The sequence below is a fragment of the Streptomyces qaidamensis genome (assembly GCF_001611795.1).
Taxonomy (GTDB): domain Bacteria; phylum Actinomycetota; class Actinomycetes; order Streptomycetales; family Streptomycetaceae; genus Streptomyces; species Streptomyces qaidamensis.
The window spans coordinates 1200693-1226045 of sequence record NZ_CP015098.1 but is presented as its reverse complement, the minus strand read 5'-3'; the positions used below and the strand labels follow the sequence as shown (position 1 = coordinate 1226045).

27 protein-coding genes are annotated in these 25353 nt (G+C 72.2%); 17 read left to right on the top strand and 10 right to left on the bottom strand.

Going from position 1 to position 25353, the window contains the following annotated elements; genetic code table 11:
* Positions 1 to 152: 152 nt before the first annotated feature.
* Both A4E84_RS05150 and A4E84_RS05145 read right to left on the bottom strand, forming a co-directional pair.
* Positions 153 to 1088, bottom strand: coding sequence for a M56 family metallopeptidase (locus A4E84_RS05150; RefSeq protein WP_062925399.1), 936 nt, complete (start codon positions 1086 to 1088; stop codon positions 153 to 155).
* Between the two features lie 98 nt (positions 1089 to 1186).
* Positions 1187 to 1735 carry a DUF5134 domain-containing protein gene (locus tag A4E84_RS05145; RefSeq protein ID WP_062925398.1) on the bottom strand — a complete coding sequence of 183 codons (549 nt, stop codon included), beginning with the start codon at positions 1733 to 1735 and terminating at the stop codon, positions 1187 to 1189.
* A 150-nt stretch (positions 1736 to 1885) separates the two neighbouring features.
* On the opposite strand from A4E84_RS05145, the gene A4E84_RS05140 reads away from it, so the two are divergent.
* Together A4E84_RS05140 and A4E84_RS05135 are read left to right on the top strand one after the other, a co-directional pair.
* Positions 1886 to 3550, top strand: a complete 1665-nt coding sequence (locus tag A4E84_RS05140; protein WP_062925397.1) for an FUSC family protein — start codon at positions 1886 to 1888, stop codon at positions 3548 to 3550.
* Positions 3547 to 4221 carry a MarR family winged helix-turn-helix transcriptional regulator gene (locus tag A4E84_RS05135; protein WP_079128873.1) on the top strand — a complete coding sequence of 225 codons (675 nt, stop codon included), beginning with the start codon at positions 3547 to 3549 and terminating at the stop codon, positions 4219 to 4221. The genes A4E84_RS05140 and A4E84_RS05135 overlap by 4 nt, the downstream gene beginning before the upstream one ends.
* Positions 4222 to 4276: 55 nt before the next feature.
* On the opposite strand, the gene A4E84_RS05130 is transcribed toward A4E84_RS05135, so the two are convergent.
* Positions 4277 to 5038 (bottom strand): VOC family protein, encoded by a 762-nt coding sequence (locus tag A4E84_RS05130; RefSeq protein ID WP_062925395.1) that lies wholly within the window; start codon positions 5036 to 5038, stop codon positions 4277 to 4279.
* 184 nt (positions 5039 to 5222) lie between these two features.
* Here A4E84_RS05130 and A4E84_RS05125 point away from each other — a divergent pair, with 184 nt between their 5' ends.
* Positions 5223 to 6158 carry a hypothetical protein gene (locus tag A4E84_RS05125; protein WP_062925394.1) on the top strand — a complete coding sequence of 312 codons (936 nt, stop codon included), beginning with the start codon at positions 5223 to 5225 and terminating at the stop codon, positions 6156 to 6158.
* On the opposite strand, the gene A4E84_RS05120 is transcribed toward A4E84_RS05125, so the two are convergent.
* Positions 6140 to 6532 (bottom strand): VOC family protein, encoded by a 393-nt coding sequence (locus A4E84_RS05120; RefSeq protein WP_033307117.1) that lies wholly within the window; start codon positions 6530 to 6532, stop codon positions 6140 to 6142. The two genes, A4E84_RS05125 and A4E84_RS05120, sit on opposite strands and share 19 nt — an antisense overlap.
* Before the next feature lie 71 nt (positions 6533 to 6603).
* Between A4E84_RS05120 and A4E84_RS05115 the strand changes: the two genes are divergently transcribed.
* A complete protein-coding gene (locus A4E84_RS05115) occupies positions 6604 to 7143 on the top strand; it encodes a GNAT family N-acetyltransferase (protein WP_062925393.1) in 540 nt (179 codons plus the stop codon).
* A 3-nt stretch (positions 7144 to 7146) separates the two neighbouring features.
* Here the strand turns inward: A4E84_RS05115 and A4E84_RS05110 are convergent, their stop codons facing one another.
* Complete coding sequence (locus A4E84_RS05110; protein ID WP_062925392.1) at positions 7147 to 7830, bottom strand: glycerophosphodiester phosphodiesterase; 684 nt, start codon at positions 7828 to 7830, stop codon at positions 7147 to 7149.
* Between the two features lie 253 nt (positions 7831 to 8083).
* Between A4E84_RS05110 and A4E84_RS05105 the strand changes: the two genes are divergently transcribed.
* The 5 genes from A4E84_RS05105 to A4E84_RS05085 all read left to right on the top strand — a co-directional run bounded on the left by A4E84_RS05105 (position 8084) and on the right by A4E84_RS05085 (position 12692).
* Positions 8084 to 9481, top strand: a complete 1398-nt coding sequence (locus A4E84_RS05105; protein WP_062925391.1) for a DUF6421 family protein — start codon at positions 8084 to 8086, stop codon at positions 9479 to 9481.
* 41 nt (positions 9482 to 9522) lie between these two features.
* A complete protein-coding gene (locus tag A4E84_RS05100) occupies positions 9523 to 10269 on the top strand; it encodes an SDR family oxidoreductase (protein ID WP_062925390.1) in 747 nt (248 codons plus the stop codon).
* A complete protein-coding gene (locus tag A4E84_RS05095; RefSeq protein WP_062925389.1) occupies positions 10266 to 11336 on the top strand; it encodes a threonine aldolase family protein in 1071 nt (356 codons plus the stop codon). The genes A4E84_RS05100 and A4E84_RS05095 overlap by 4 nt, the downstream gene beginning before the upstream one ends.
* Before the next feature lie 69 nt (positions 11337 to 11405).
* A complete protein-coding gene (locus A4E84_RS05090; RefSeq protein ID WP_062925388.1) occupies positions 11406 to 11978 on the top strand; it encodes a transglutaminase domain-containing protein in 573 nt (190 codons plus the stop codon).
* Positions 11979 to 11990: 12 nt separating this feature from the next.
* Positions 11991 to 12692, top strand: coding sequence for a B3/B4 domain-containing protein (locus tag A4E84_RS05085; protein WP_062925387.1), 702 nt, complete (start codon positions 11991 to 11993; stop codon positions 12690 to 12692).
* Positions 12693 to 12713: 21 nt separating this feature from the next.
* On the opposite strand, the gene A4E84_RS05080 is transcribed toward A4E84_RS05085, so the two are convergent.
* Together A4E84_RS05080 and A4E84_RS05075 are read right to left on the bottom strand one after the other, a co-directional pair.
* Positions 12714 to 13442 (bottom strand): lysophospholipid acyltransferase family protein, encoded by a 729-nt coding sequence (locus tag A4E84_RS05080; RefSeq protein ID WP_062925386.1) that lies wholly within the window; start codon positions 13440 to 13442, stop codon positions 12714 to 12716.
* Between the two features lie 187 nt (positions 13443 to 13629).
* A complete protein-coding gene (locus A4E84_RS05075; protein ID WP_062925385.1) occupies positions 13630 to 14046 on the bottom strand; it encodes a DUF4395 domain-containing protein in 417 nt (138 codons plus the stop codon).
* A 78-nt stretch (positions 14047 to 14124) separates the two neighbouring features.
* Here A4E84_RS05075 and A4E84_RS05070 point away from each other — a divergent pair, with 78 nt between their 5' ends.
* The 4 genes from A4E84_RS05070 to A4E84_RS05055 all read left to right on the top strand — a co-directional run bounded on the left by A4E84_RS05070 (position 14125) and on the right by A4E84_RS05055 (position 17137).
* Positions 14125 to 14538: a thioredoxin family protein gene (locus A4E84_RS05070; protein WP_062925384.1), complete on the top strand. Its 414-nt coding sequence runs from the start codon at positions 14125 to 14127 to the stop codon at positions 14536 to 14538.
* Positions 14539 to 14621: 83 nt separating this feature from the next.
* The gene (locus A4E84_RS05065; protein ID WP_062925383.1) at positions 14622 to 15113 is read left to right on the top strand and encodes a flavin reductase family protein; all 492 of its coding nucleotides are present in this window, start codon (positions 14622 to 14624) and stop codon (positions 15111 to 15113) included.
* A 220-nt stretch (positions 15114 to 15333) separates the two neighbouring features.
* Positions 15334 to 16122 carry an electron transfer flavoprotein subunit beta/FixA family protein gene (locus tag A4E84_RS05060; RefSeq protein ID WP_062925382.1) on the top strand — a complete coding sequence of 263 codons (789 nt, stop codon included), beginning with the start codon at positions 15334 to 15336 and terminating at the stop codon, positions 16120 to 16122.
* 52 nt (positions 16123 to 16174) lie between these two features.
* Entirely contained in the window at positions 16175 to 17137 is a 963-nt protein-coding gene (locus A4E84_RS05055) for an electron transfer flavoprotein subunit alpha/FixB family protein (protein WP_062925381.1), read from the top strand.
* A gap of 69 nt (positions 17138 to 17206) precedes the next feature.
* On the opposite strand, the gene A4E84_RS05050 is transcribed toward A4E84_RS05055, so the two are convergent.
* Complete coding sequence (locus A4E84_RS05050) at positions 17207 to 18112, bottom strand: endonuclease/exonuclease/phosphatase family protein (protein WP_062925380.1); 906 nt, start codon at positions 18110 to 18112, stop codon at positions 17207 to 17209.
* Between the two features lie 194 nt (positions 18113 to 18306).
* Between A4E84_RS05050 and A4E84_RS05045 the strand changes: the two genes are divergently transcribed.
* Both A4E84_RS05045 and A4E84_RS05040 read left to right on the top strand, forming a co-directional pair.
* Positions 18307 to 19608, top strand: coding sequence for a DUF6986 family protein (locus A4E84_RS05045; protein WP_062925379.1), 1302 nt, complete (start codon positions 18307 to 18309; stop codon positions 19606 to 19608).
* A gap of 155 nt (positions 19609 to 19763) precedes the next feature.
* A complete protein-coding gene (locus A4E84_RS05040; RefSeq protein ID WP_062931319.1) occupies positions 19764 to 21728 on the top strand; it encodes a serine/threonine protein kinase in 1965 nt (654 codons plus the stop codon).
* Here A4E84_RS05040 and A4E84_RS05035 read toward each other — a convergent pair.
* Positions 21674 to 22489 (bottom strand): hypothetical protein, encoded by an 816-nt coding sequence (locus A4E84_RS05035; protein WP_062925378.1) that lies wholly within the window; start codon positions 22487 to 22489, stop codon positions 21674 to 21676. The two genes, A4E84_RS05040 and A4E84_RS05035, sit on opposite strands and share 55 nt — an antisense overlap.
* Positions 22490 to 22496: 7 nt before the next feature.
* Positions 22497 to 23561 (bottom strand): LacI family DNA-binding transcriptional regulator, encoded by a 1065-nt coding sequence (locus A4E84_RS05030; protein ID WP_062925377.1) that lies wholly within the window; start codon positions 23559 to 23561, stop codon positions 22497 to 22499.
* A gap of 195 nt (positions 23562 to 23756) precedes the next feature.
* On the opposite strand from A4E84_RS05030, the gene A4E84_RS05025 reads away from it, so the two are divergent.
* Both A4E84_RS05025 and A4E84_RS05020 read left to right on the top strand, forming a co-directional pair.
* Entirely contained in the window at positions 23757 to 24710 is a 954-nt protein-coding gene (locus tag A4E84_RS05025) for an ROK family protein (protein WP_062925376.1), read from the top strand.
* Positions 24711 to 24903: 193 nt separating this feature from the next.
* Entirely contained in the window at positions 24904 to 25347 is a 444-nt protein-coding gene (locus A4E84_RS05020) for a helix-turn-helix transcriptional regulator (protein WP_033307101.1), read from the top strand.
* The last annotated feature ends 6 nt before the right edge of the window (positions 25348 to 25353 follow it).

Sequence of the window (25353 nt, the reverse complement as noted above, 5' to 3'; positions counted from 1 at the left end):
GATCCTCGCCGAACCGGGGGGTCCGGATCCAGTACGGCCACGATCTTCGGCTCTCGGGCAACCCGCTTCGGCCATCCAGAGCCGCCGAACCGGGCCCGGGCACACGCCTCGTCCGATGCCGGCCGCGGCCCGGACCCCGGCGGCCCCGGCGGTCATCCCAGCGCCCGCAACCCCGGTACGAACGCCACCAGCACCGGCACCGCCGGCACCAGCGCGGCCGCCGCCGTCAGCCGCAGGCGCCGGGCCGCGGTCAGCCGGTCCGGCGGCGTGAGCAACCGGTGCACCCGGGCCGGGACATGGGCCTGCGGTGTCGGGCAGGGTCCGAACACGCCGCGGTGCTCGTTCAGTTCGACCAGGGCCAGGGCGGTTGTCAGACGGCCGAAGCGGCGCGACGCCGTGTCGTCGGCGGAGAGTTCGACCAGGCGGTGCATCTCGTCACGGAACGCGGCGAACACCGGAACCTGCGGAAACCCGCCGGCCAGGGCCGAGGAGCAGTTCAGCAGCCAGTCGTGCCGGGCCCGGGCGTGGCCCTGCTCGTGGGCGAGCACTGCGTCCAGCCGGTGGCCCTTCAGCCGGAGCAACGCGGCCGTGGTGACGACCAGTTGCGGGGGAGCGCCGGGCTGCCACCAGGCGTCGGGCCGCTCGCTCTCCAGGACGACGAGCCGGCCCGACACGGCCACCTCGCCCGGCAGCAGCGGAGCCCGGACCAGAAGATCGGCCCGTCGGCGGCGGCGCCCGGCGCGGGCCCGGCCGATCTCGCGGAGCAGCATCGCCGCGCTCCACAACCCGCCGCCGGCCAGCGCGAGGGCGGTGGTCGCCGCCCAGGGGCCCGCCGTGCCGAGGACGTAGGCCTCGACGACCGCGCGCGGGGCCGTCGCGAAGAGGTGCCCGCCGACCGCGTGCCAGGCCGCGGCCGCGCTGAGCGTCATCGACAACGCGCAGCACACGAGGACGGTCGCCACGACGCACTGCCACACCCACAGCGCCACCACCGGCTCACGGTCCGGCCAGTCCGCCCGGGCGAGCAACCGGGGGCCGGCCACGGCGGTCAGGGCGCCGAGCAGCAACAGCGCGGCGGTGAGCATCATGAGGGCAGCCTATGAGGGCGGCTACGCTCCGGGGTACGACTTGTGCCGTCGAAGTGACGCAGACAACGGAACCGTTGGGTGTTCCGGACCGCTCCCGCTCACAGGGTCAGCAGCATCGCCACCATCGCGATCCCCATGGACAGCCGGCAGGCCCGCGCCAGTTCCGGCCGGTCGCCCCACCCGGCGGAACCGCCGCTCCCGGCCACGGCCGCGACCGGCACCAGACGCACGCCGGTCAGCAGCACGTAACCGGCGAAGTACAGCAGCAGCGCCCCCGTCAGGAGCGGGACCCCCGACCCGCCCCGACCGTGCGCGTGTGCGGGCGAGCCGGCCATGACGAGGGACATGTAGACCATCGCGGCGGCCCCCACCAGGTGGTGGAGATGGTGCGCGCCGGCCCGCGCCGCCCACAGCGCGTGCACGCCCGCCGCCCCGAACACCGCCGCATAGACGGGCCACGCCCACGAAGGAGGGGTGAACACCGCCGCCGGCACGGCCATCGCGGCCATCCCGAAACCCATCAGCGCCTCGCCGCCCGCTGCGCTGCGCTGCCCCTCGGCGCCGCTGCGCATCCGCGCGAGGCAGTAGGCGCCGGTCGCCGCGCAGAGCGCCACCAGCAGCCAGCCGGACGAAGCCGGTCCGTGCACGCGCACCTCCCCCTTCGGCAGTCGGTCATTCGATGCCCGGGCCATGCGGCGCGCACGCGAGCGCAAGGGTGTACACGGGGAGCATTCGACGGAGCACGCCAGGTGAGGAGATATCGTTTACAGGTAAAACACCTGTTAATCTTGTTTCTCATGAGCAGTGCTGCACCCACCCCCGCCTCCCCACCCGCCCGGCGCCTGCCGCTGGCGGGGGTGCTGCGCCTCGGCAGCCCCTCGGAGATCTGGTTCAAGCCCGCGCTGAGTGTCGTCGCGGCGATCGCTCCACCTGCCCTCACCCTCTCGGCGCTCGGCCGGCCCGACCTCGTGATGTACGCGATGGCCGGATCCCTGTGCGCGCTGTACGCCCACAACCGGCCGTACGCCGCCCGGGCCGGAGTCCTCGCGAGGGTGGTGCTGGGCATGCTCGGCGGGGTCGCCGTGGCCCTGGTCGCGGCCTCGCTCACCGGCAGCGCCGTCGTCCTGGTCACCGTCGGCGCGCTGCTGGCCGCCGCGCAGAAGGCGCTGTGCGACGCCACCCGGGTCGGCCCGCCCGGCAACGTCGTCCTCACCTTCGTCAGCTCCGCCTCCCTGTTCGCGCCGCAGACCCTCGGCCAGGTGCCCGGCCACCTGGCCCTGACCGCCGCGACGGGGGGCTGGGCCTGGCTGGTCTGCATGGCGCCCGCGCTCATCCGGCCGCACGGACCGGAACGCCGCGCCACCGCCGCCGCCCTGAAGGCCGCCGCCGTGTGTGCCGACACCGGCGGTACGGGGGAGGGCCATGCCCGGGCCCGCGCCGCCGGTTGTGCCGCGGTACAGGCCGCCTGGCAGTCGCTGCTGTCCACCAGCGCCCCATCCCGGACCAGGCGTGCCCTCGAACGGCTCGTCGTCCGCGCCGAGGTCGCCCTCGCGGCGCCGACGGAGGCGGACGCGGAGCGACTGCGCGCGTGGGCGGGCTCGCTGCGCGGCACCGGCCCCGTCCCGCAGGCCGGACCGGCGGACGCGGCAGCCGACGAACTGCTCGGAGTCCACGCCGCCCGGCCCCTCCGGGCGCGGCTCGGCCCGCTGGCCCCCCTCGCGGTGCGTACCGCCCTCGGCTGCGCGCTCGCCGGCTACGCCTCGCTCGCGCTCGGGATCGGCCGCCCCTACTGGGCGCTGGTCACCGCCGCCTCCCTCTACCAGGCGAACCTCACCCTGACCTGGAGCCGGGCCGTCCAGCGGGTGGTGGGCAACGTCGTCGGCGTGCTCGCCTTCCTCGCCGTCGTGCCGCTGGCGCACCTGGGGCCGGTGGCACTCGTGCTGTGCTGCCTCGCGCTCAGCTTCGGCGCGGAGGTGCTGATCAGCCGCAACTACTGGCTCGGCAGCGTCTGTGTGACGCCCATGGCCCTGCTCATCACGGAGTTCGCCGGGCACCAGGAGCCCGGCGCGCTGATGGCGGAGCGGGTCGTGGACACCGTCGTCGGTGCGCTGGTCGGTTTCGTCGCCGCCCTGGCCGTCACCAACCGGCGTGCGGGCGCCCGCGTGGAACGGGCGCTGACCGCCGCCGACCGGGCCCGCGAACACGCCGCCCGCCTCCTGGCCGAACCGGACCCCGGCGCCGCGGCCCTGGAATCCGCCCGTCGCGGCCTCGCCGTCGCCCTGGCCGAGCTGCGCGCCACGGCCGACGCGGCCGCCGGTGAATGGTGGCAGCGGGCCCTGCCACAGGAGCGGGTCGTGCTCGTCGAACAGTCCGGACACCGTACGCTCGCGGCGACGGCCCGACGCCAGGGACTGCTCCCGGACCGGGACCCGGCCACCGAAACGGAGGACGCACGGCCATGACGCCGACCGAAGGACCATCGCCCACGGGGAGCGACGCGGGACCTGCCCCGCAGCCGGGGACCGGGGCAGAGCCGGTGGCGGAGGGGCGGACGTCCGACGAGGAGGCAACGGCCGGAGGGGGTGCGGTGGAGGACGCGTCCGGTGAGGGTCTCCCGGGCGGCGAACGCCGGGGCGACACCGTCGCCGCCGTCGTCCGGCAGTGGCAGGCCGTGCACCCCGGGCTCGACACCGGGCCGATGGAGATCATCGGGCGGATCAACCGCTGCGCCGCCCTGCTGCAGCAGGCCGAGGACGCTCCGCTGCGCCGGGCCGGACTCAGCCGGCCCGAGTTCGATCTGCTGGGTGCGCTGCGGCGTACCGGGCACGAACTGACGCCCGGGGACCTGGCCAGGGAGACCTTCTCCTCGGGAGCGGCCGTCACCAAACGCCTGAAGCAGCTGACCGAGCGCGGCCTGGTCGAACGGCGGGGCGACACGCGTGACCGCCGGGTCGTCCACCTCCGCCTCACCGACGCCGGACGCGACCTCGTCGACGCGATCCTGCCCGTCCAGCTCGCCTACGAGACGGCCGTGCTGTCCGGCGTGGACGGCCCCGAGCAAGGTGAACTCGCCGCCTTGCTGGGGGAGTTGCTCAGCCAGCTGGAGGGGCGCCTCGGCGTTCTGCGGGCCTGACCACCTCCGAGGCAGGCAGTGGTGGTGCCGCCGGACAAGGTGCCACGACGCAGGCTCAGGCCTCGTCGCCCGCCCGGTACACGCCGAACACCGCCCCCTGCGGGTCCCGCAGCACCGCGATGCGCGGCCCGTCGGGCACGGAGGTGGGCACCATCAGGACCGTGCCGTGCCGCTGGACGACAGCGGTGGTGTCGTCCACGTCGGCGACGGCGAAGTACGGCAGCCAGTGCGCCGGCACCTCGGGCGGGAACTTGTCGTCCATCGTCACCATGCCGCCGAAGTCCGCGCCACCCACGCCCCACTGGGTGTAGCGGTCCGACGGGGCGACCGTCCAGCCGAACACCCGCGTGTAGAAGGACACGGCCCCCTCCGGGTCCCGTGTCATCAGCTCCACCCAGCCCAGCGAACCGGGCGCGTTGAACAGCCCGGCGCCCGGGAAGGTCCCCGCCTGCCACAGCTGGAAGACGGCGCCGCCCGGATCGGCGGCCACCGCGAACCGCCCCAGGTCGAACACGTCCATCGGGCCGAACAGCAGGGACCCGCCCGCCTCCGTCACCGCACGGCCGGTGGCGTCCGCGTCGGTCACCGCGAACGACACGTTCCACGCGACCGGCTGCGACGGCTGGTACAGCGGGGCGAGCGCGGCGACGGCCGCTTCCCCGAGGTGCGCGACGGTGTAGCCGCCGGCCTCCTGGCGCGCGTCCGTCTCGGGCCGCCAGCCGAACAGCCGCGTGTAGAACCGCCGGGCCGCGTCCAGGTCACTGGTCCCCAGCTCGGTCCAGCAGGGACCGCTGGTCACCGGTGCGTCGAGCTTCATGGCGTTCCTTCCGCGAGCGGCGGGGACCTCGCCCCCGAGGGCCCCCTCCAGCACGCTAAGCCGCCCGCAGGGCTCCCTGCCATCCGGGGAAACCCGGTGGTGTGCCACAACGGCCCCGGCGTACCCTCACCCCGTACCGCACCACGTGGCGGCCTCCGCTCCTTCAGCCTGCCCGGAGGTTCCCATGCCCGCGCCCGAGGTGCGTCCCTTTCGCAAGACCGACCGCGACCAGCTGACCGACCTGGTCACCATGCACGTGGCGGCCGTCGTCCCCGGCGTCTCCGTCTCCGTGAACACCGTCCTCGGCGACCTGGAGCGGCGGCCCGGCGAGTTCATCACCGACCCGTGGGTGGCCGAGCGGACGACGCTCGTCGCCGAGCAGCGCCGGTACGTCGTCGCCGCGGCCCACCTGCTGCGCTACCGCGCCGACGCCGACGTCGGGGAGAGCTACCGGGACGCCGCCGAGATCAACTGGTTCGTCCACCGCCCGGCGACGCCCCTCTGGCCGGACGCCGAGCCGGCGGCGGACCTGCTGATGCGGGCGTGCCTGGCACGGTTCGCCCGCTGGAACCCCCGCGTCCGGTACGCCGACGGCGCACTGCCCGCCCCGCTCGTCTACGGCCTGCCCCGCAACTGGCCGCACATCAGGGCCCTCTACGAACGCGCGGGGTTCCGGCACACCGGAGACACCGAGGTCATCCTGATCGCCCGGGTGGCCGACCTGCCGGCCCACGAGCCCCGGCCGGGTGTCACAGCCGAGCGCACGCTGGGGGAGTGCGGCACCCGCTTCACGGCCCGGGCCGGGGGAAAGGCGCTCGGCTTCGTCGAGATCGACACCGCCCTGGCACGCCCGGAACGCCACACGCGCGCCTCCGGCCTCGCCGACATCGGCAACCTGCACATCGACCCGGCAGAGCACGGCACCGGCCTGGAGCACTGGCTGCTCGCCCGGGCCGCCAACTGGCTCAGGCTGTGCGGTGTGGACCGGCTCGTCGCCTACGAACCCGCCGACGGCGGCGCCACGACCGCCCTCCTGACCGGTGCGGGCTTTCGCGAACTCACCCGCACCGACCGGGGCTGGGAGCACCGCCCGGGCCGGGCTCAGATGCCGGGCCGGTAGCGGATGGGATGGTCCGCCGGCACCTCCACCAGCACGATCGGCGTCCCGTCGGGATCCGCGATCCACATCTCGACCAGCCCCCAGGGTTCCTTCACCGGCGGCCGCACGATCTCCACGCCCTTCGCCCGCAGCTCCTCCTGCGCCGCCGCCACGTCGTCGACCTGCAGCCACAGCCGCACGGCGGGCGCCGGGGGCGTCTCGGACCGGCCCGAGACCTCCAGGAAGCCGCCGCCCAGGAAGAAGACCGTGCCGCGCTCGGCTCCCGTGCCGAACTCGCGGTACACGGCGAGGCCCAGCTGCTCGCCGTAGAAGGCGCGCGACCGCTCGGGGTCGGTGGGGCGGAGCAGGATCCGGCTGCTGAGTACATGCACCATGCAGCGGAGGTTAGTGGTGGCGCTACGCTCATCCCTGCCCAGCCTCGCAGCCGCAACGGAGACGTACGCCCATGGAGACCGCCGCCACCGCACTGACCTTCCGCGACGCCACCGACGCCGACGTGGACGAGCTGGTCGCGCTGATCGAGTCGGCGTACCGGGGCGACGACAGCAGGGCCGGGTGGACCACCGAGGCGGACATCCTCGCAGGGCAGCGCACCGACCCCGAGGGCGTGCTGGAGGTCATCAAGTCGCCCGACAGCCGGCTCCTCACGGTGGAGCGGGACGGCGGGATCGTCGCCTGCTGCCAGCTGGAACACCAGGGAGAGAACGCCTACTTCGGGATGTTCGCCGTCAGCCCCCGGCTCCAGGGCGCGGGCCTCGGCAAGGTGATCATCGCGGAGGCGGAGCGGCAGGCCCGCGAGACCTGGGGTGTGCGGGAGATGCAGATGACCGTGATCTCCGTACGCGAGGACCTCATCGCCTGGTACGAGCGGCGCGGCTACCGCCGTACGGGACGGATGACTCCGTTCCCGTACGGCGATGAGCGCTTCGGTGTTCCGCAGCGCGACGACCTGCAGTTCGAGCTGCTGGTCAAGGAGCTCGCCTAGCGGCTAGGCCGTGAAACGGCCCGTGCGCTTGATGTCCGGGTGGTCGGTGGTCGCGCCGTCCAGACCGAACGCCCGGACGAGCCGCAGCTGGTCCTGCGTGTTCACCACCCAGCCGATGATCCTCAGGTCGGCCTTGCGGGCCCGCTCCACGATCTCCAGGGTCAGCCGGCGGATGTTCAGGCAGACGGTCTCGGCGCCGGCCTGGACGGCGCGGTCCACGATGTCGGTGCCGTAGCGGCTGGCGATCAGCGCGGTGCGCACCCCCGGCACCAGGGGCTTGATCTCGGCGATCGCCTCGTCGTGGAACGAGGACACCTCCACGCGGCCCGCCAGCCCGCGCTCGTTCATGACCTCGGCCAGGGCGCGCGCCGCCTGCGCGTCCTTGATCTCCGCCTGGAGCGGCGACTGCACGGCCTCCAAAACCTCCTCGAAGACCGGGACCCGCTCGCCCCGGCCCGCGTCCAGGGCCCGCAGCTCGGCGAGGGTCTTCTCGGCGATCGGCCCGGTGCCGTCGGTCGTGCGGTCCACATCCGTGTCGTGCATGACGACGAGCGCGCCGTCCTTGCTCAGATGCAGATCGAGTTCGATGGCGTCCAGGCCCGCCTCCTGGGCGGCGACGAAGGATCGGAGGGTGTTCTCGGGTTCCACACCCATGACTCCGCGGTGACCGATGGTGAGGAAGTTCAAGGCGCGACTCTCTTCCGTCGACAGGCGGCACTGGTGGCAGGCCTGACGGCCCCCCTGACCGTATCGCCTGGACCCGCCCTGTGCAGAGAGTGAGGGCATGGTCGCCGCACATCCGGGCACAAGCGTGACCGACAGGAAAAAGTGCGGTGAAGCACAGGGTCGGGCAGGATAATTTCCCGGGTTCGCCCTTGCTGGGAGGAACCTCGTGTGTATACGGTCTGCATACGTGAGATTCTCCCGTGGAAGGTGGGACATGACGGAAATTCTTGTGCAGGTGGGTTCGGAGGAAGGTCTTCCTCCCGTGGCCAGGGTGGTCGAGCACCCGGCATGGCCCGTGCTCAAGGATGCCGTGGAGCGGATCCGGCCATGGCAGTCCAAGGACGGGTCGATCGACTTCGACGCCGAGGGCGCGCCCGAACCGGCCGAGGCCGAGATCGCGGTCCGCCAGGTCGCCGACGCCGTCCTGGAGCTCTCCCCGCTGCTCCCGCACGACGGCGCCTATCACGAGGCCCTGGTCAAGGACCTGACCCGGTGGGCCGACAGCGGCTTCCAGGTGCCCGACTTCCTCGACTCGCTGCTGGCTTTCCAGCCCGCCGCGCACCGTGCGGACGGTCTCCAGCACCTCGTCGTCTTCCCGATGTACACGCAGAACGGCAACCCGGACCGCAACCTCGAAGCGGTCGTGCTGCGCATGGTCTGGCCGGACTGGCTGGCCGAGCTGGAGCGCACCCGCTACGACAACCCGCTGTTCTGCGGCATCAAGTTCGAGGACTTCACCTCCGGCTACGACACCAACTCCGCCGTCCTCTTCCCCGAGACCATCGCCGTGCGCGAGGCCCCGGAGCGGTTCACGTGGGGCGGCATCTTCTGCGACCGCGAGGCCGCCCGCTTCCGCCGCGTGACCGACGCCGCCGTCGACATCCTGGGCCTGGAGCTGCCCGAGGACGTCGCCGCGATGGTCCACGACCAGAAGCGCTGCGAGGAGGCGTTCGTCCTGTGGGACATGGTCCACGACCGCACCCACAGCCACGGTGACCTGCCCTTCGACCCCTTCATGATCAAGCAGCGCCAGCCGTTCTGGATGTACGGCCTGGAGGAGCTGCGCTGTGACCTCACCGCCTTCAAGGAGGCCGTGAAGCTGGCCGGGGAAGGCGTTCCGCAGGCCCGTGACGTGCAGGTCGCGGTCCTCTTCGACCGCATGTTCCGCTTCCCGGTCACCGGCGAGCGGGTGCGAAACTACGACGGACTGGGCGGCCAGCTCCTCTTCGCGTACCTGCACAAGCACGACGTCGTCCGCTGGACCGACAACAAGCTCACCATCGACTGGGAGCGCGCCCCGCAGGTCACCAACCAGCTGTGCGCCGAGATCGAGGACCTGTACCGCGACGGCATCGACCGTCCGAAGCTGGTCCACTGGTTCGCCGGGTACGAGCTGGTCTCCACCTATCTCTCCCCGCACCCGGGCTCCAAGTGGGCCAAGGGCCCCGACGCCCTGGACACGACGCAGCCGCCGCGCAAACTCGTCGATGACGTGCTTCCGGACGAGTTTCCGCTGAGCATGTTCTATGAGGCACTGTCCAAGAAGCTGAAGAACGTGATCGCCTCCACCAAGGGCATCACGGCGGACAGCGCCGAGCGGATCGCCGCATGAGCGATCGGCGTACCGAGGACACTGCTCAGGAGGCGAAGATCATGGGGAACGGGGCGCTCAGCGGTGCGGTGATCGCGGTGGCCGGAGCCGGCGGGCCCGCCGGCCGGGCCGCACTGCTCAGGCTGGCCGAGGCGGGTGCGACGGTCATCGGATCGGACAACGATCCGGAGCGGCTGGCGGAGGCGGTGGACGCGGCGAGCTACGCGACCGGCGGTGCCACCGTCACCGGTGACACGGTCGATCTGCTGAACCTGGGGGCGACCCGCGACTGGGCCACCCGCATCGAGAAGGACTTCGGCCGCGTCGACGGCCTGGTCCACCTCGTCGGCGGCTGGCGCGGCAGCGAGACCTTCACCCGGACCAGCCTCGACGACTGGGACTTCCTGGAGATGCTGCTGGTCCGCACGGTGCAGCACACATCCCTCGCGTTCCACGAGGCACTGCAGCGCAGCGACCGCGGCCGGTACGTGCTGATCAGCGCCGCCGGAGCCACCAAGCCCACCGCGGGCAACGCCGCGTACGCCGCCGGAAAGGCGGCCGCCGAGGCGTGGACGCTGGCCATGGCGGACTACTTCCGCAAGGCCGGGGGCTCCGGGGGGCCGACGTCGGCGGCTGCGATCCTGGTGGTGAAGGCGCTGGTCCACGATGCGATGCGCGCCGATCGGCCCAACGCGAAGTTCGCGGGTTTCACCGACGTCAAGGACCTGGCCGAGGCCATCACCAAGGTCTGGGAGAAGCCCGCCGCCGAAGTGAACGGAAACCGTCTGTGGCTCACCGAGAAGCCGTGAACCCGCCGAAGACCGACGCCCGTCGTCATCACGACCCCGAGGTCCGCGGTTTCGCCAGCGACAACTACGCCGGGACCCACCCGGAGGTGCTCGCGGCCCTGGCTCTGGCCAACGGCGGGCACCAGGTCGCGTACGGCGAGGACGCCTACACCGAGAACCTCCAGCAGGTGATCCGCAGCCACTTCGGGCCCACGGCCGAGGCGTTCCCGGTCTTCAACGGCACCGGCGCGAACGTCGTCGCGCTCCAAGCGGTCACCGACCGCTGGGGCGCGGTGATCTGCGCGGAGAGCGCGCACATCAACGTCGACGAGTGCGGGGCCCCGGAGCGGGTCGGCGGCCTGAAGCTGCTGACCGTTCCGGCGCCCGACGGCAAGCTCACGCCCGAGCTGATCGACCGGCAGGCGTACGGCTGGGACGACGAGCACCGGGCGATGCCGCAGGTGGTCTCCATCGCCCAGGCCACCGAGCTGGGCACGGTCTACACGCCGGAGGAGATACGCGCCCTCTGCGAGCACGCCCACGCGCACGGCATGAAGGTGCACCTGGACGGCTCCCGGCTGGCCAACGCCGCCGCCACCCTGGACGTCCCGATGCGGACGCTGACCAACGCCGCCGGCGTCGACATCCTCTCGCTGGGCGGCACGAAGAACGGCGCCCTGTTCGGCGAGGCCGTCGTGGTCCTCAACCAGGACGCCGTCAGTCACATGAAGCACCTGCGCAAGCTGTCCATGCAGCTCGCCTCCAAGATGCGCTTCGTGTCGGTGCAGCTGGAGGCCCTGCTCGCCCGGGACCTGTGGCTGCGCAACGCCGGTCACGCCAACGAGATGGCCCAGCGGCTCGCCGAGGGCGTGCGGGCCGTGCACGGTGTGGAGATCCTTTACCCGGTGCAGGCCAACGCGGTCTTCGCCCGCCTGCCCCACGACGTGAGCGAGCGTCTCCAGAAGCGGTTCCGCTTCTACTTCTGGGACGAAGCCGCGGGTGACGTCCGCTGGATGTGCGCCTTCGACACGACCGAGGACGACGTGGACGCGTTCCTGGCGGCGCTGAAGGAAGAGATGGCCCGCTAAACGCATAGCTATGCGGCAGAGTGTAAATGAATTGACGAGGAAAGTGGTCTCTTCTTACGCTCTGCCGTCATGCAACTGATTCAGCAGGCGCCCGACCTATCCGCGTATCTCGTCGCTGACGAGGCAATCGACCATCGCCATCCGCTCGTGCGGGGAACGGCGGCGAGGCTCGCCGACGGGGTGGCCGACTCGTATGACTATGCACGGGCGGCCTTCGAGTTCGTTCGCGACACCATCCCGCACTCGCAGGACTCCGGTGATCTCCGCGTCACCTGGCGCGCCTCCGACGTCCTGGAGCAGCGCACCGGCATCTGCTACGCCAAGGCCCACGCGCTGGCCGCCCTGCTCCGGGCCGAGGACATCCCCACCGCGCTGTGCTACCAGAAGCTCGACGTGGTGCACGGCCTGGTCGCCGTGCGGTTCAACGGCGCGTGGCACCGGCAGGACCCCCGGGGCAACAAGCCCGGTGTCGACGCCCAGTTCCGTCTCGATGGTGAGCGGCTGGCCTTCGTGCCCGACCTGGCGTCCAATGAACTGGACTATCCAGTCTTGTATGCTGCACCGCATCCGGTCGTGCTCGACACGCTCACGGCAGCGCGCGACCGGCTCCACCTGTGGCAGACGCTCCCCACCGCACTCTGAGGCAAGGCGATCATGACGCTCACCCTGACCGTGTCCGACGACGTACGCGCACTGGCTCCCGGTTTCACGCACGTCGCGATCGAGGCACACGGCCTGGTCAACGGCCCGAGCAGTGATGCCGGTTCGGCCCTGCTGGACGACGCGGCGCGCCGCCTCGCCGTACGACTGGACGGCCGCGCCCCGTGCGAGGACCCGCACATGGCCGCATGGCGCGAGACCTACACGGCGTTCGGTTCGAAGCCGTCCCGCACCCGCAACTCCGCGGAGGCGCTGGCCAGGCGGGCCCTCTCGGAGGCCGGGCTGCCCCGCATCAACCTGCTGGTCGACCTCTACAACGCCATCTCCGTCGCCCATCTGATCCCCGTTGGCGGCGAGGACATCGACCGCATCGAGGGCGGCATGCGGCTGATCCGTGCCACGGGGGAGGAGGACTTCGTGACCGTCGCCGGGGGCGAGGAGACCGTCGAGCACCCCGACGCGGGCGAAGTCGTGTGGCGCGACGACGCGGGCGTGACCTGCCGGCGCTGGAACTGGCGCCAGGGCCCGCGCACCCGGCTCACCGAGCGGACGACGTCCGGAATCTTCCTGCTGGAGAGCCTGGCGCCGATGCCGGTCGCCGAGGTGACGGCCGCCGCCGCGGAACTCGCCGAGCTGCTCGCGAAGTTCAGTCCGGGAGCGGACATCGCCGTCCGCGCTCCGGAGTCCTCCGCCTGAGCTCCGGCCGGGCGGGGGGCGTCAGTGGCTCTCGGCCGCCCGCACCTGCTCCGGCGTGGGCGCCGTGCCGCCGAGGTGGGCCGGCATCCACCAGGTGTCGTCCGGGCCCTTCGGGCGGACGGGGTAGGCGCGCTGGGCGGCCTCGAGGAGTTCCTGGACGCGCTCGCGCAGCTGGCGCGTGATGGCGCCCGCGTACTTGTCGCGGGAGGCCTCGATCGCCTCGCCCACCCGGATCGTGATGGGGATGTGGCTGCGCTTGAAGTTGCGCGGCTGGCCCTTCGTCCACAGCCGCTGCGTGCCCCACACCGCCATCGGGATCAGCGGGACGCCGGCCTCCTGGGCCAGGCGCGCCGCGCCCGACTTGAAGCTCTTCAGCGTGAACGACTGCGAGATCGTCGCCTCCGGGAAGACCCCGATGATCTCGCCCGACCGCAGTGAGTCCAGTGCATGGGCGTAGGCGGCCTCGCCCTGCTTGCGGTCCACGGGAATGTGCTTCATCCCGCGCATCAGCGGACCGGAGATGCGGTGCCGGAAGACGGACTCCTTCGCCATGAAACGCACGAGACGTTTCTGCGGCAGCGCCGCCAGACCGTCGAAGACGAAGTCCAGGTAGCTGATGTGATTGCTCACCAGCACGGCGCCGCCCGAGCGCGGGATGTTCTCCGAACCCTGGAGGTCGATCTTGAGGTCCCACACCTTGAACAGCGTGCGGGCGAAACCGACGACGGGACGGTAGACGAGCTCTGCCATGGGCGGGCCGGACCCTTCCTGCTCTGCCTGGGAAGGGATTCCCAGTGGAAAGTTACGCAGCCGTAGGTTTACGGCTTGTCGCAGATCGTGCCCGAAGAACGGCCGGGTAGCCAGCCCTCGTGCCCGGCGGCGGCGAGATTCTCGTCACGTCGCCCGCCGGTTCCCACCTCGGGCTTTTGCGCGCCCATTACTCCGCCCGGACCGCAACCCGCCGCACGAGCAGGTACAACTCGCAGCCCAAGCAGTACCCGAACGCAGCATTGAGAAACGCGGCGGCGAGCGCGGCGCCGGTCGCCGCGAGTCCCAGCCAGCCGGGACCCAGGGTGGAGCCGACGAGCCCGAGTCCGGCGAAAAGCAGCCCCACCACCTGGGCGAAGCGCGGCGGTTCGGGCGCTTCGAACGCCGTCGGCGGCCCCAGCCGCGGCCGAACGGCCTTGGCGAACAGCAAGCCGTACGGGGAGCGTCCGACGCCGCCCACCGCGCCGAGCAGGAAGGCCAGTGTCTGCCAGGCCAGCAGCCAGGCGCTCCCGGTGACCAGAACGACCGCCAGGACGGCGGCCGTGACGGCCGCGCCGAAACGCGGCCCCCTCGCATCGATGTCCATGGGAACCAAGCATTCCGCAGCAGGGCCGGGTGGCGGGGCCGGGAATCTTTGCGGTCTCGTGAACGCTTGCAGCAGGTGATGACCGGACTGGTGGTGTGCGTGGCGGTGCTCGCGGCGGCGAGCGTCTACGGAGTGCTGCAACGGCGGCGGAGCGGGAGAGTACGGGTGCGCGGGCGCGACGACGGCAAGCGGCTCGATGCGGCGGAACTGGGCGCGGAACTCGGCGAGCGGGCCACGCTCGTGCAGTTCTCCAGCGCGTTCTGCGCGCCCTGCCGGGCGACCCGGCGGGTCCTCGGCGAGGTCGCCGGCCTGGTCCCGGGCGTGACCCACGTCGAGATCGACGCCGAGGCCCACCTCGACCTGGTGCGGCGCCTGGACATCCTCAAGACCCCGACCGTGCTGGTCCTGGACGCCGACGGCCGGGTGGTGCGGCGCGCCACCGGGCAGCCGCGCAAGGCCGACGTGATCGCCGCGCTGGGGGAGGCGGTGTGACCGGCGTGACGCCGTCCGTGAGTCATCTCCCACATCACGGAACGAACTTGACTGCGCGTACCAGTTATCGTCAGCCTGACCCCATGCCTGCGGACCTCCTCGCCACGCCCGACCTCCTGCGCTCGGTCTTCCGGCGGCACGCGGCGGGAGTCGCCGTCGTCACCGCTCGTGGTGATGCGGGCCCGGTGGGCTTCACCGCGACCTCCCTGACGTCCGTCTCCGCCGAACCGCCCCTGCTGTCCTTCGGGGTCGGCACCGGCGCCTCCAGCTGGCCCGCGATCGCGGTGGCGGACCACGTCGGTGTTCACATCCTCGGTGAGCACCAGCAGGAGCTGGCCGCCACCTTCGCCCGCAGCGGTGCCGACCGCTTCGGCCCGCCCACCGCCTGGCGGGAAGGGCCCGAGGGCGTTCCCGTCCTCGACGGTGTGCTCGCCTGGCTGGTGGGCCGGGTCGTCGCGCGCGTGCCCGCCGGGGACCACCGGATCGTGCTCGCCGAGGTCGTGCACGGCGACCCCACGGGCACCGGTCGTCCCCTCCTCTACCACCAGGGACGTTTCCAGCGTCTGGGCGACTGAGCGGGGCGCCCCCCGGGCTGCGTGACCGTCGAGTTCCGGTTACGCTGCGTTGCGAAGGTCACAGTTCAAAGCGCTTGCTTAGCGGGAACGAACTGGGTGTACTGACGAGTAATATTTCGCTCGGGGCGTGGGTTCGCCCCGACCGGGATCGGACGCTAGAGGCGCCTATGCTGCCTGCAAGTAGGCAGCATGGAAATGACGATGCAGTAGGAGAGCCGGCGTGAGCTTGAGGATCGTTGTCACTGTGAAGTACGTGCCCGACGCCACTGGCGACCGGCACTTCGCCGATGACCTGACCGTCGACCGGGACGACGTGGACGGTCTGCTCTCCGAGCTCGACGAGTACGCGGTCGAGCAGGCGCTGCAGATCTCCGAGAACTCCGACGACGACGTGGAGATCACCGTTCTGACGGTGGGCCCCGAAGACGCCAAGGACGCCCTGCGCAAGGCGCTGTCCATGGGCGCGGACAAGGCGATCCACGTCGAGGACGACGACATCCACGGCACCGACGCCATCGGCACCTCCCTGGTCCTGGCCAAGGCGATCGAGAAGGCCGGCTACGACCTCGTCATCTCCGGCATGGCCTCCACCGACGGCACCATGGGCGTCGTGCCCGCGCTGCTCGCCGAGCGCCTGGGCGTTCCGCAGGTCACCCTGCTCTCCGAGGTCTCCGTCGAGGACGGCACGGTCAAGGGCCGCCGCGACGGCGACGCCGCCTCGGAGAACCTGGAGGCCTCCCTCCCGGCGGTCGTGTCGGTGACCGACCAGTCGGGCGAGGCCCGCTACCCGTCCTTCAAGGGCATCATGGCCGCCAAGAAGAAGCCGGTGGAGTCCTGGGACCTGTCCGACCTCGACCTGGAGGCCGAGGAGGTCGGTCTGGAGGGCGCCTACACCACCGTCGACGGCGCGGCCGAGCGTCCGGCCCGCACCGCGGGCACGATCGTCAAGGACGAGGGCGAGGGCGGCAAGCAGCTCGCTGAGTTCCTCGCGGGCCAGAAGTTCATCTGAGCCCTTTCGCTGACCGCCCCTCATCTTTCGCAAGCAGGAGAGAAGAAGTCCCATGGCTGAAGTTCTCGTCTACGTCGACCACGTGGACGGCGCCGTCCGCAAGCCCACCCTGGAGCTGCTGACCCTGGCCCGCCGCATCGGCGAGCCCGTCGCCGTCGCGCTGGGCAACGGCGCCGGCGACACCGCCGCCGCCCTCGCCGAGCACGGCGCGGTCAAGGTCCTCACGCACGAGGCCGCCGAGTACGCCGACTACCTGGTCGTACCGAAGGTCGACGCCCTCCAGGCCGCGCACGAGGCCGTGTCCCCGGCCGCCGTGCTGGTGCCGTCCTCCGCCGAGGGCAAGGAGATCGCCGCCCGTCTGGCGCTGCGTCTGGGCTCCGGCATCATCACCGACGCCGTCGACCTGGAGGCCGGCGACGAGGGCCCGGTGGCCACGCAGTCGGTGTTCGCCGCGTCCTTCACCACCAAGTCCCGTGTCGCCAAGGGCACCCCGGTCATCACGGTCAAGCCCAACAGCGCCGCCGTCGAGGCCGCCCCGGCCGCAGGTAGCGTCGAGGCCCTGTCCGTGACCTTCTCCGCACAGGCCACCGGCACCAAGGTCACCGGCCGTACGCCGCGTGAGTCGACGGGCCGTCCGGAGCTGACCGAGGCCGCGATCGTGGTCTCCGGTGGCCGTGGCGTCAACGGCGCGGAGAACTTCGCGGTCATCGAGGCGCTCGCCGACTCCCTCGGTGCCGCTGTCGGTGCCTCGCGTGCCGCGGTGGACGCCGGCTGGTACCCGCACACCAACCAGGTCGGCCAGACCGGCAAGTCCGTCTCGCCGCAGCTGTACATCGCCAACGGCATCTCCGGCGCGATCCAGCACCGCGCCGGTATGCAGACCTCGAAGACCATCGTGGCGATCAACAAGGACGCCGAGGCCCCGATCTTCGACCTCGTCGACTACGGCGTCGTCGGCGACCTCTTCGACGTCGTCCCGGCCCTGACCGAGGAGATCAAGACCCGCAAGGGCTGATCGCCCCCGGCTGTGAAAGGCCCCCGTGACCGCTCGAATGCACGCTCGAACGGTCACGGGGGCCTCTTCTCATCCCAGGGTCATCGAGGCCTGCACCGGCAGATGGTCGCTCGGATACGTCCCGTCCATGCTGAAGGTGTTCATCCCGGCCCAGTGCGTGGTCACCCCGGGCGTGGTGAGGATCCAGTCGATGCGCCGCCCGCCGGGCCTGAGCCTCCGGTAGCCGTGGTGCGTCCCGTACGCCGGACTCCGCGAGGCCGCCGCGTCCCAGGCGTCCACCAGCCCGATGTCCAGCATGAGGTCGTACACCCGGTTGTCGTGGGCGGCCGCGTTGAAGTCTCCGGTGACGATGACCGGTGACGACCGGTCCCACCCGGCGATCGTCTCGCCGATGAGCCCCGCCGCGCGCTCCCGCGCGTACTGGCTGACGCTGTCCAGGTGAGTGTTGAGCACGTAGAACTCCCGTCCTCCGTCGGCGAGATCCGCGAAGCGGACCCAGGTCACCATGCGCAGCCAGTCCGCGTCCCAGGTGTTCGAGGCGATCGTGTACGGGGTGTCGGACAGCCAGAAGTGATCGAACTCGATCGGTTCGAGTCTGCGCGTGTCGTAGAAGACCGCCATGAACTCGTCCTTGCTGCCGCCCCCGCGTCCGGTGCCGATCCAGTCGTAGTGCCCGCCGAGATCCTTCTCGATCGCGCGCACTTGCCGGTAGAGCCCTTCCTGGGTGCCGATGAGGTGCGGTAGGTCGCGGCGCAGCAGTTCTCGCATCACCGGCCGGCGCACGTCCCAGCGCGGTGTCCTGTCGACGACGGTCCCGAAACGGACGTTGAACGTCATGACGTTCAGGGCGCCCGGGTGCTCGTCGGCGGAAGCCGGCGGTGTGGGGCCCGCGGTGGTGAGCAGCGGTCCTGCGATGGCGGCGGCCGCCGCTGCCTTGAGCCCGTGGCGGCGCGTCACTCCGGCCTCGTTCGGCACGTGGTCTCCCTCCCCTTGCACGTCAGGATGAAGCTTGCCTTCTGAATACGGAAGATGAGGGCGGGTCGGCGGTGATCATGGGTGGAGGATGGGCAATCCCACTGCACGACGGTGTTGACCAGGGCGAAGGTCGGCCGATAACTTCGCTCTACGGATTGTTGATTCCGTACAGCGGAAAACAGGAGGGTCTCGGAATGGGTCAGGGCCAGCAGGAGAAGGTGGCGACCAGCCTCGCGGGCGCCGTCAGCGACGAGATCAGCGCCTCCCTCGCGCCGGTCGACGCCGAGCTGGAGCGCCGCTACCCCGGAGACCCCGGCACCCGCCAGCCCGTCCACACCGTCTACGTACCCGGCGACGCCTTCGCCGCCGACACGATCCGCTCCTGGGGCGACCGCGCCCTCGCCGCCCTCGACGAACACGCCCCGGACGCCGCGTCCTTCGCCGCCGTCCTCGGCCTCTCCGACGAACTCGCCGAGCCCGTCCACGCACGCGTGCGCGCCAAGCTGGAGCGCGAGCCGATCGAGGACCTGCGCGTCGACTTCGAGGACGGCTACGGCAACCGCCCCGACGCCGAGGAGGACGAGGCCGCCGCCCGCGCCGCCCGGATCGTCGCCGAGGCCTACGAGGACGGCACCGCCGCCCCGTACATGGGCATCCGCATGAAGTGCATGGAAGCACCCGTCCGCGCCCGGGGCATCCGCACCCTCGACATCTTCCTCACCGGCCTGATGGAGGCCGGCGGCCTGCCCGGCGGGCTGGTGCTCACCCTGCCCAAGGTCACGTACGCCGAGCAGGTGACCGCCATGGTGCGGCTGCTGGACGCCTTCGAGAAGACCCACGGTCTCGAACCGGGCCGGATCGGCTTCGAGATCCAGATCGAGACCAGCCAGTCCATCCTCGCCGCCGACGGCACCACCACCGTCGCCCGCATGATCCAGGCCGCCGAGGGCCGCGCCACCGGCCTGCACTACGGCACCTTCGACTACAGCGCCTGTCTCGGCGTCTCCGCCGCCCACCAGGCGAGCGACCACCCCGCGGCGGATCACGCCAAGGCCGTCATGCAGGTCGCTGCGGCCGGCACCGGCGTACGCGTCTCGGACGGCTCGACGAACGTCCTGCCGGTCGGCCCGACCGCCAAGGTCCACGACGCCTGGCGCCTGCACTACGGCCTCACCCGCCGCGCCCTGGCCCGCGCCTACTACCAGGGCTGGGACATGCACCCCGGTCACATCCCCACCCGCTACGCGGCCGTCTTCGCCTTCTACCGCGAGGGTTACGAGCAGGCCGCCGCCCGTCTGTCCCGCTACGCCAACCGCACCGGCGGCGACGTCATGGACGAGCCCGCCACCGCCAAGGCCCTCAGCGGCTACCTGCTGCGCGGCCTGGACTGCGGCGCCCTGGACAACGGCGAGGTCGCCCGCCTGGCCGGCCTGACCCGCGCGGACCTGGAGTCCTTCGCGGCACCCCGGCGCGGTGACCTGACGGCGTCCGTCTGACACCGTCCGCACGGCGGATCGGACGGCGCGTACCGGCCCTGTCACAGCCGTCACCTGCGGCCGTCGCCGTCACCACTGCCCCGTAGTCTGTACGCCACGCACTGGCGGTGTCGGCCGCCGGCGCATCAGGGCGGGGTGACAGGAACGGGGCAGTGGTGTCAACGGGGGAGCACGGGCAGGCGGACGGGACCGGACGACTGCTGGCCGGCCGCTATCGCGTCATGGAGGCGCTGGGACGCGGCGGCATGGGCATCGTCTGGAAGGCCCTCGACGAGGTCCTCGGCCGTGAGGTCGCGGTCAAGGAGCTGCGCACCTACACCGACGCGGCCGGTCCCGAACTGGCCGATCTGCAGCTGCGGATGCGGCGCGAGGCGCGTGCTGCGGCCCGGGTGCGCCACCCCGGCGTCATCTCCGTGCACGACATCGCCCAGGTCGACGGCCGCCCGATCATCGTCATGGAACTGGTCGACGGGCCGTCCCTGGACGACGTCCTGCGCGAGCGCGGCACGCTGGACCCGGGCGAGGCCGCCGGCATCGGCGCGAAGGTCATGGACGCCCTGGCCGCCGCCCACCGCGCCGGCGTCCTGCACCGGGACGTGAAGCCGGCCAACATCCTGCTCGACCGCTCGGGCCGGGTCGTCCTCACCGACTTCGGTATCGCCACGATGGACGATCCGGGGGACGGTTCGGCCACGCACCTCACGCGCAGCGGCGAACTCGTCGGCTCCCTCGACTACCTCGCCCCCGAGCGCGCGCAGGGCGCCGACCCGGGCCCCGCCTCCGACATCTGGGCCCTGGGCGCCACGCTGTACGCGGCCGTCGAAGGATCCTCGCCCTTCCGCCGCACGTCCACGTTCTCCACGCTCACCGCGATCGTCACCGAGCCGCTGCCCGAGCCCCACCGCGCCGGCTCCCTCGCGCCCGTCCTCCAGCGGCTGATGGACAAGCGCCCCGAGTCCCGCCCGAAGGCAGTCCAGGCCCGCGAACTGCTCCAGGCGGTCGCGGACACGAGCGGCACGGACACGCCGACGTCCACCCTGCGGGGCTCCGCGGCCACGCCCCCACGCGCGGAGACGGAACGCAGCGTTCCGTCGGTACCGCCGGGGTTCGGCCCCCCGCAGCAGGGCGGCGGCGGGCCTCAGGAGGGCACGAACCCAGCCGGCTCCGGCACGGCAGCCGTGTTCGGAGCCGCAGATGCGGCGGGGACCGCGGGTGACGGCGGGCCGGGGCACACCGGCCCCGGCCACCCGGCACCGCAAGTCCACCCGGCACCGCAAGTCCACCCGGCACCGCAAGTCCACCCGGCACCGCAAGTCCACCCGACACCGCAAGGCATCGGCCCGCAGGGCCCGGGCACCGCCCCCCAGGGCTTCGGTCCGGCCGATCCCGGCACCACCGCCCCCGGTGCCTCCGCTGCCACCGCCCCGGTGAACGCCGACCGTGCCGCGCCCCGGCGCAAGGCGCGCGTGCTGCTCGCCGCCGCGGCCGTCACCGTCGTGCTCGCCGCCGCCGGGACCACGGTCGCGCTCCTCGGCGACTCGGCTGACTCAGGCGACTCCGGCGGCAAGGACACCGCCGCACGAACCGGCACCGCCGGTACGCACGCCGGGCCCTCCGAGCCCGGCGGCGCGGACGGCTCGAACGCCCCGAGGTCCACGCCCGAGGCCGACGACAAGCGCACGGACCCGACCGCGAAGCCCGGCGGCAAGAAGGACCCCGAGCCCACCGGCGGGGCGACCAGCTCCGCCCCCGCCAAGGCCCCCGGCGGCGACACCAGTGGCGCCACCGGCGCAGAGACCCCGGACGGCGCCGCCTCCGACGGTCCGACCACCCCGGCCCCGGCCTGCCACCCCATCGGCGGCGGCAAGTACAACTGCCAGGTCTGGAAGACCGCCGACTCCTACACCGCCTCCGGCACCAAAGTCGGCATCCTCAAAGCGGGCACCAACTACTTCTACTGCCAGCAGAACCTGGGCCGCCGCGAAACCTCCGGGGAGTGGACCAACGTCTGGTGGGCGAAGACCGACGACGACAGCGGCAACACGAACGTCTGGGTCAGCGACGTCTACGTCAAGGGCGGCGACAACGACGCGCCGGTCCCCGGGCTCCCGCTCTGCTGAGCCCGCGCCGAGGCTGCCACGTACCGTTCGAGACCGGAGGCCGTCACCAGCTTCTCCTCGATGAACAGCCGCGTTCCCCGCTCGCACAGCCGCCGGTCCCCGCGGGCCCGCGCGCAGAACTCCTCGGGCACGACACCGAACAGCTCCCGCAGCCGCGGCAGCCCGACGAGCAGCTCCGTCAGCAGCTCCCGCTCACCCGGGTGCGTGCGTGGCGTGCCCGTGCCGTCGTGGAGGACACCGTGCCGGTTGACGTAGGCGTACGCCCCGGGCAGGCGCGTGCCGTCCGCGAGGTCGATCCGGATGTCGGGCGACGGCAGCCAGGCCCGGTCGAAGTTGCCGCCCGGCACCGGCGCGCCCTCGCTCGCGTCGATCACCGCGAGCTGCTCGGCGTCGAGCCACAGGACGAACAGCTCCCGCACGGTGTCCGGGGCACCGACCGGCGAGGCCGACACATACCCCATGCGGCTCACGTGCGCCGAGACGCCGGCGTCGACGCCCGTCACCCGGGCCTTGACCATCGGCAGCGGCGACCCGATCCCGAACTCCGTCATCTTGTGCCTGAGCTGCCCCGGGCACCCGTTGGAGCCGATGGCGAAGACCGGCGTGCGGTCCTCGTACACCAGCCGCTGCAGCGGCAGGAAGCGGTCCCCGACCAGGAGCCCGGACTCCGCGGGCCACGCGCCCGGATACAGCAGCGGATGCTCGCGAGGCGCCTCATGCAGGCCCAGGGCTCGCAGCGTGCGATCGGTGGCGTCGTCCATCGGCCGCTCAGTCCGCCGGGGGGATCTCGCCCGAGCCGCGGGTGATCAGCCGGGTCGGCAGCTCGATGCGCTCGGGGGCGACCAGGGTGCCGTCCAGCTGGCGGAAGAGACGTTCCGCCGCGGTGCGGCCGATGTCCGCCGCGTCCTGGGCGACGACCGTGACGCCCGGCTGGAGCAGGTCGGCGAGCTCGATGTCGTCGAAGCCGACCAGGGCGACACGGCGGGCCTGCTCGGCGAGAACGCGGATCACGGTGACCGTCACCCGGTTGTTGCCGGCGAAGATCGCCGTCACCGGGTCGGGGCCGGTCAGCATCTCCTCGGCCGCCCTGCGCACCCGCTCGGGGTCGGTGACGCCGAGGGACATCCAGGAGCCCGCCACCGGTATGCCCGCGTCCTCCATCGCGGCCCGGTAGCCGCGCAGCCGCTCGGCGGCGGTGTGGATGCGGGGCATGTCGCCGATGAAGCCGATCCGGCGGTGCCCGTGCGCGATGAGGTGGGCGACGCCGCCGCGGGCGCCGCCGTAGTTGTCCGACAGGACCACGTCGGCGTCGATGTGCCCGGCGGGCCGGTCCACGAACACCGTGGCGACGCCCGCTTTGAGCTCGGGCTCCAGGTACCGGTGGTCGTCCCCGGCCGGGATCACCACCAGCCCGTCCACCCGCCGCGCGCACAGGGCCAGCACCAGCTCCTGCTCGCGCTCGGGGTCCTCCGCGCTGGAGCCGTTGATCAGCAGGGCGCCGTGTGCGCGGGCCACCTCTTCCACCGAGCGGCTCAGCGGTCCGTAGAACGGGTCGGCGAGGTCTTCCAGGACCAGGCCGATGCTCGCCGTGCGGCCCTTGCGGAGCACCCGCGCGCTGTCGTTGCGGCGGAAACCGAGGGCGTCGATCGCCTCCTGTACCCGCCGCTCCGTCTCCGGGGTGACCCCCGGTTCCCCGTTCACGACGCGGGAGACCGTCTTGAGGCCCACTCCGGCGCGTGCCGCTACGTCCTTCATGGTCGGCCGGGTGCCGTAGCGCGCTGCGGATCGGAGGGGGGTCGGGGCCACGGTGTCCAGTCCTGTCCTGTCGTCCACGGGGGTGCGTCGATCCTGGGTTTGTATGAGGATGTGGCGTCGAGCATAGAGCCTGGACAACGTTGTCAGGCTCGGGAGAGACTGTCCACCGCAATCTCCGGCCCCGCGCACCCTCGGGGGACCGGTCCGCTGCTTGCCCTGCTCGATGGCCATTCTCGGCGTTTTTCTCATGTCCGACGGGGAGATCCGACTCTGATGCACACCGACCTCGTGGCCGCGCTCGACATCGGCGGCACCAAGATCGCCGGCGCTCTGGTGGACGGCCACGGCCGGATCCTGGTCCGCGCCCAGCGGCCGACGCCCGCCCGGGATGACGGCGACACCGTGATGCGGGCCGTGCAGGAGGTGCTGGCCGAGCTCACCGCGTCGCCGCTGTGGGGGTGTGCCACGGCGGTGGGGATCGGCAGCGCCGGGCCCGTGGACGCCTCCGCGGGCACGGTGAGCCCGGTGAACGTGCCCGGGTGGCGCGACTTCCCGCTCGTCGCCCGGGTCCGGGCCGCCGCGGGGAACCTGCCCGTCGAGCTGATCGGTGACGGTGTGGCGATCACGGCGGCCGAGCACTGGCAGGGCGCCGCCCGCGGTCACGACAACGCGCTGTGCATGGTCGTCTCCACGGGCGTCGGTGGCGGTCTCGTGCTCGGAGGCCGGTTGCACCCCGGGCCCACCGGCAACGCGGGTCACATCGGTCACATCAGCGTCGACCTCGACGGCGATCTGTGCCCGTGCGGCTCGCACGGCTGCGTGGAGCGCATCGCGAGCGGTCCCAACATCGCCCGGCGCGCCCTGGAGAACGGCTGGCGGCCGGGCCCCGACGGGGACACGTCGGCCGCCGCGGTGGCAGCCGCCGCCCGCTCCGGCGACCCGGTCGCCGTCGCCTCTTTCGAGCGGGCCGCCCAGGCTCTGGCGGCCGGGATCGCGGCTACCGCGACGCTCGTGGAGATCGACATCGCCGTGATCGGCGGGGGAGTGGGCAAGGCGGGCGACGTCCTCTTCGAGCCGCTGCGCAAGGCGCTGAGCACCTACGCGACGCTGTCCTTCGTCCGGCATCTGACGGTGGCGCCGGCCCAGATGGGCACCGACGCCGGGCTGGTGGGCGCGGCGGCGGCAGCACTGGCGAAGCGGACGGACCCGGCGGCGGCCGGGGTGTGAGGCAGGGACCGGCGGAGCGAGCAGGAACGTTCAGCCTGTGGGGGCGTGATGCGGGCCGGTGCGGGCGACGGTGACTCCGGGGTGCTACGGACCGGGTCGGGGGCCGATGGTGGCCCCGGGGTGATACGGACCGTTCCGTTCCGGATCGCCGGAAATCAACCGCACGTGCGTGCGATGTGGCACGATCGCGCTTGTGAGCAGCAGACCCGCCTCGGCGCAGCACCTGCGTGACCTCGCCCGGCTGCGCCGTGTCAAGGACCGGATCGACCGGGAGTACGCGAAGCCCCTGGACGTCGAGGCGCTGGCCCGGGGCGTGCACATGTCGGCGGGGCACCTGAGCCGCGCGTTCCGGCAGGCGTACGGGGAGTCGCCGTACAGCTACCTCATGACGCGGCGCATCGAGCGCGCCATGGCGCTGCTGCGCCGGGGCGACCTGAGCGTCACGGAGGTGTGTTTCGAGGTCGGCTGCGCATCGCTGGGCACCTTCAGTACCCGCTTCACCGAGCTGGTCGGCATGCCGCCCAGTGCCTACCGGCGCGAGGCGGCGCGCGCGACGGCCGGCATTCCGTCGTGCGTGGCGAAGCAGGTGACCAGACCGATCAGGAATCGAGAAGCGCCCGCCGCGAGCCGAAACTAGCGTGAT

What these genes read in the sequence shown, in the direction of transcription:
- A4E84_RS05150 (WP_062925399.1), bottom strand. Translation starts at nt 1,088, where the DNA reads ATGATGCTCACCGCCGCGCTGTTGCTGCTCGGCGCCCTGACCGCCGTG.
- A4E84_RS05140 (WP_062925397.1), top strand. Translation starts at nt 1,886, where the DNA reads ATGAGCAGTGCTGCACCCACCCCCGCCTCCCCACCCGCCCGGCGCCTG.
- A4E84_RS05135 (WP_079128873.1), top strand. Translation starts at nt 3,547, where the DNA reads ATGACGCCGACCGAAGGACCATCGCCCACGGGGAGCGACGCGGGACCT.
- A4E84_RS05130 (WP_062925395.1), bottom strand. Translation starts at nt 5,038, where the DNA reads ATGAAGCTCGACGCACCGGTGACCAGCGGTCCCTGCTGGACCGAGCTG.
- A4E84_RS05125 (WP_062925394.1), top strand. Translation starts at nt 5,223, where the DNA reads ATGCCCGCGCCCGAGGTGCGTCCCTTTCGCAAGACCGACCGCGACCAG.
- A4E84_RS05120 (WP_033307117.1), bottom strand. Translation starts at nt 6,532, where the DNA reads ATGGTGCATGTACTCAGCAGCCGGATCCTGCTCCGCCCCACCGACCCC.
- A4E84_RS05115 (WP_062925393.1), top strand. Translation starts at nt 6,604, where the DNA reads ATGGAGACCGCCGCCACCGCACTGACCTTCCGCGACGCCACCGACGCC.
- A4E84_RS05105 (WP_062925391.1), top strand. Translation starts at nt 8,084, where the DNA reads ATGACGGAAATTCTTGTGCAGGTGGGTTCGGAGGAAGGTCTTCCTCCC.
- A4E84_RS05100 (WP_062925390.1), top strand. Translation starts at nt 9,523, where the DNA reads ATGGGGAACGGGGCGCTCAGCGGTGCGGTGATCGCGGTGGCCGGAGCC.
- A4E84_RS05090 (WP_062925388.1), top strand. Translation starts at nt 11,406, where the DNA reads ATGCAACTGATTCAGCAGGCGCCCGACCTATCCGCGTATCTCGTCGCT.
- A4E84_RS05085 (WP_062925387.1), top strand. Translation starts at nt 11,991, where the DNA reads ATGACGCTCACCCTGACCGTGTCCGACGACGTACGCGCACTGGCTCCC.
- A4E84_RS05080 (WP_062925386.1), bottom strand. Translation starts at nt 13,442, where the DNA reads ATGGCAGAGCTCGTCTACCGTCCCGTCGTCGGTTTCGCCCGCACGCTG.
- A4E84_RS05075 (WP_062925385.1), bottom strand. Translation starts at nt 14,046, where the DNA reads ATGGACATCGATGCGAGGGGGCCGCGTTTCGGCGCGGCCGTCACGGCC.
- A4E84_RS05070 (WP_062925384.1), top strand. Translation starts at nt 14,125, where the DNA reads ATGACCGGACTGGTGGTGTGCGTGGCGGTGCTCGCGGCGGCGAGCGTC.
- A4E84_RS05065 (WP_062925383.1), top strand. Translation starts at nt 14,622, where the DNA reads ATGCCTGCGGACCTCCTCGCCACGCCCGACCTCCTGCGCTCGGTCTTC.
- A4E84_RS05055 (WP_062925381.1), top strand. Translation starts at nt 16,175, where the DNA reads ATGGCTGAAGTTCTCGTCTACGTCGACCACGTGGACGGCGCCGTCCGC.
- A4E84_RS05045 (WP_062925379.1), top strand. Translation starts at nt 18,307, where the DNA reads ATGGGTCAGGGCCAGCAGGAGAAGGTGGCGACCAGCCTCGCGGGCGCC.
- A4E84_RS05035 (WP_062925378.1), bottom strand. Translation starts at nt 22,489, where the DNA reads ATGGACGACGCCACCGATCGCACGCTGCGAGCCCTGGGCCTGCATGAG.
- A4E84_RS05025 (WP_062925376.1), top strand. Translation starts at nt 23,757, where the DNA reads ATGCACACCGACCTCGTGGCCGCGCTCGACATCGGCGGCACCAAGATC.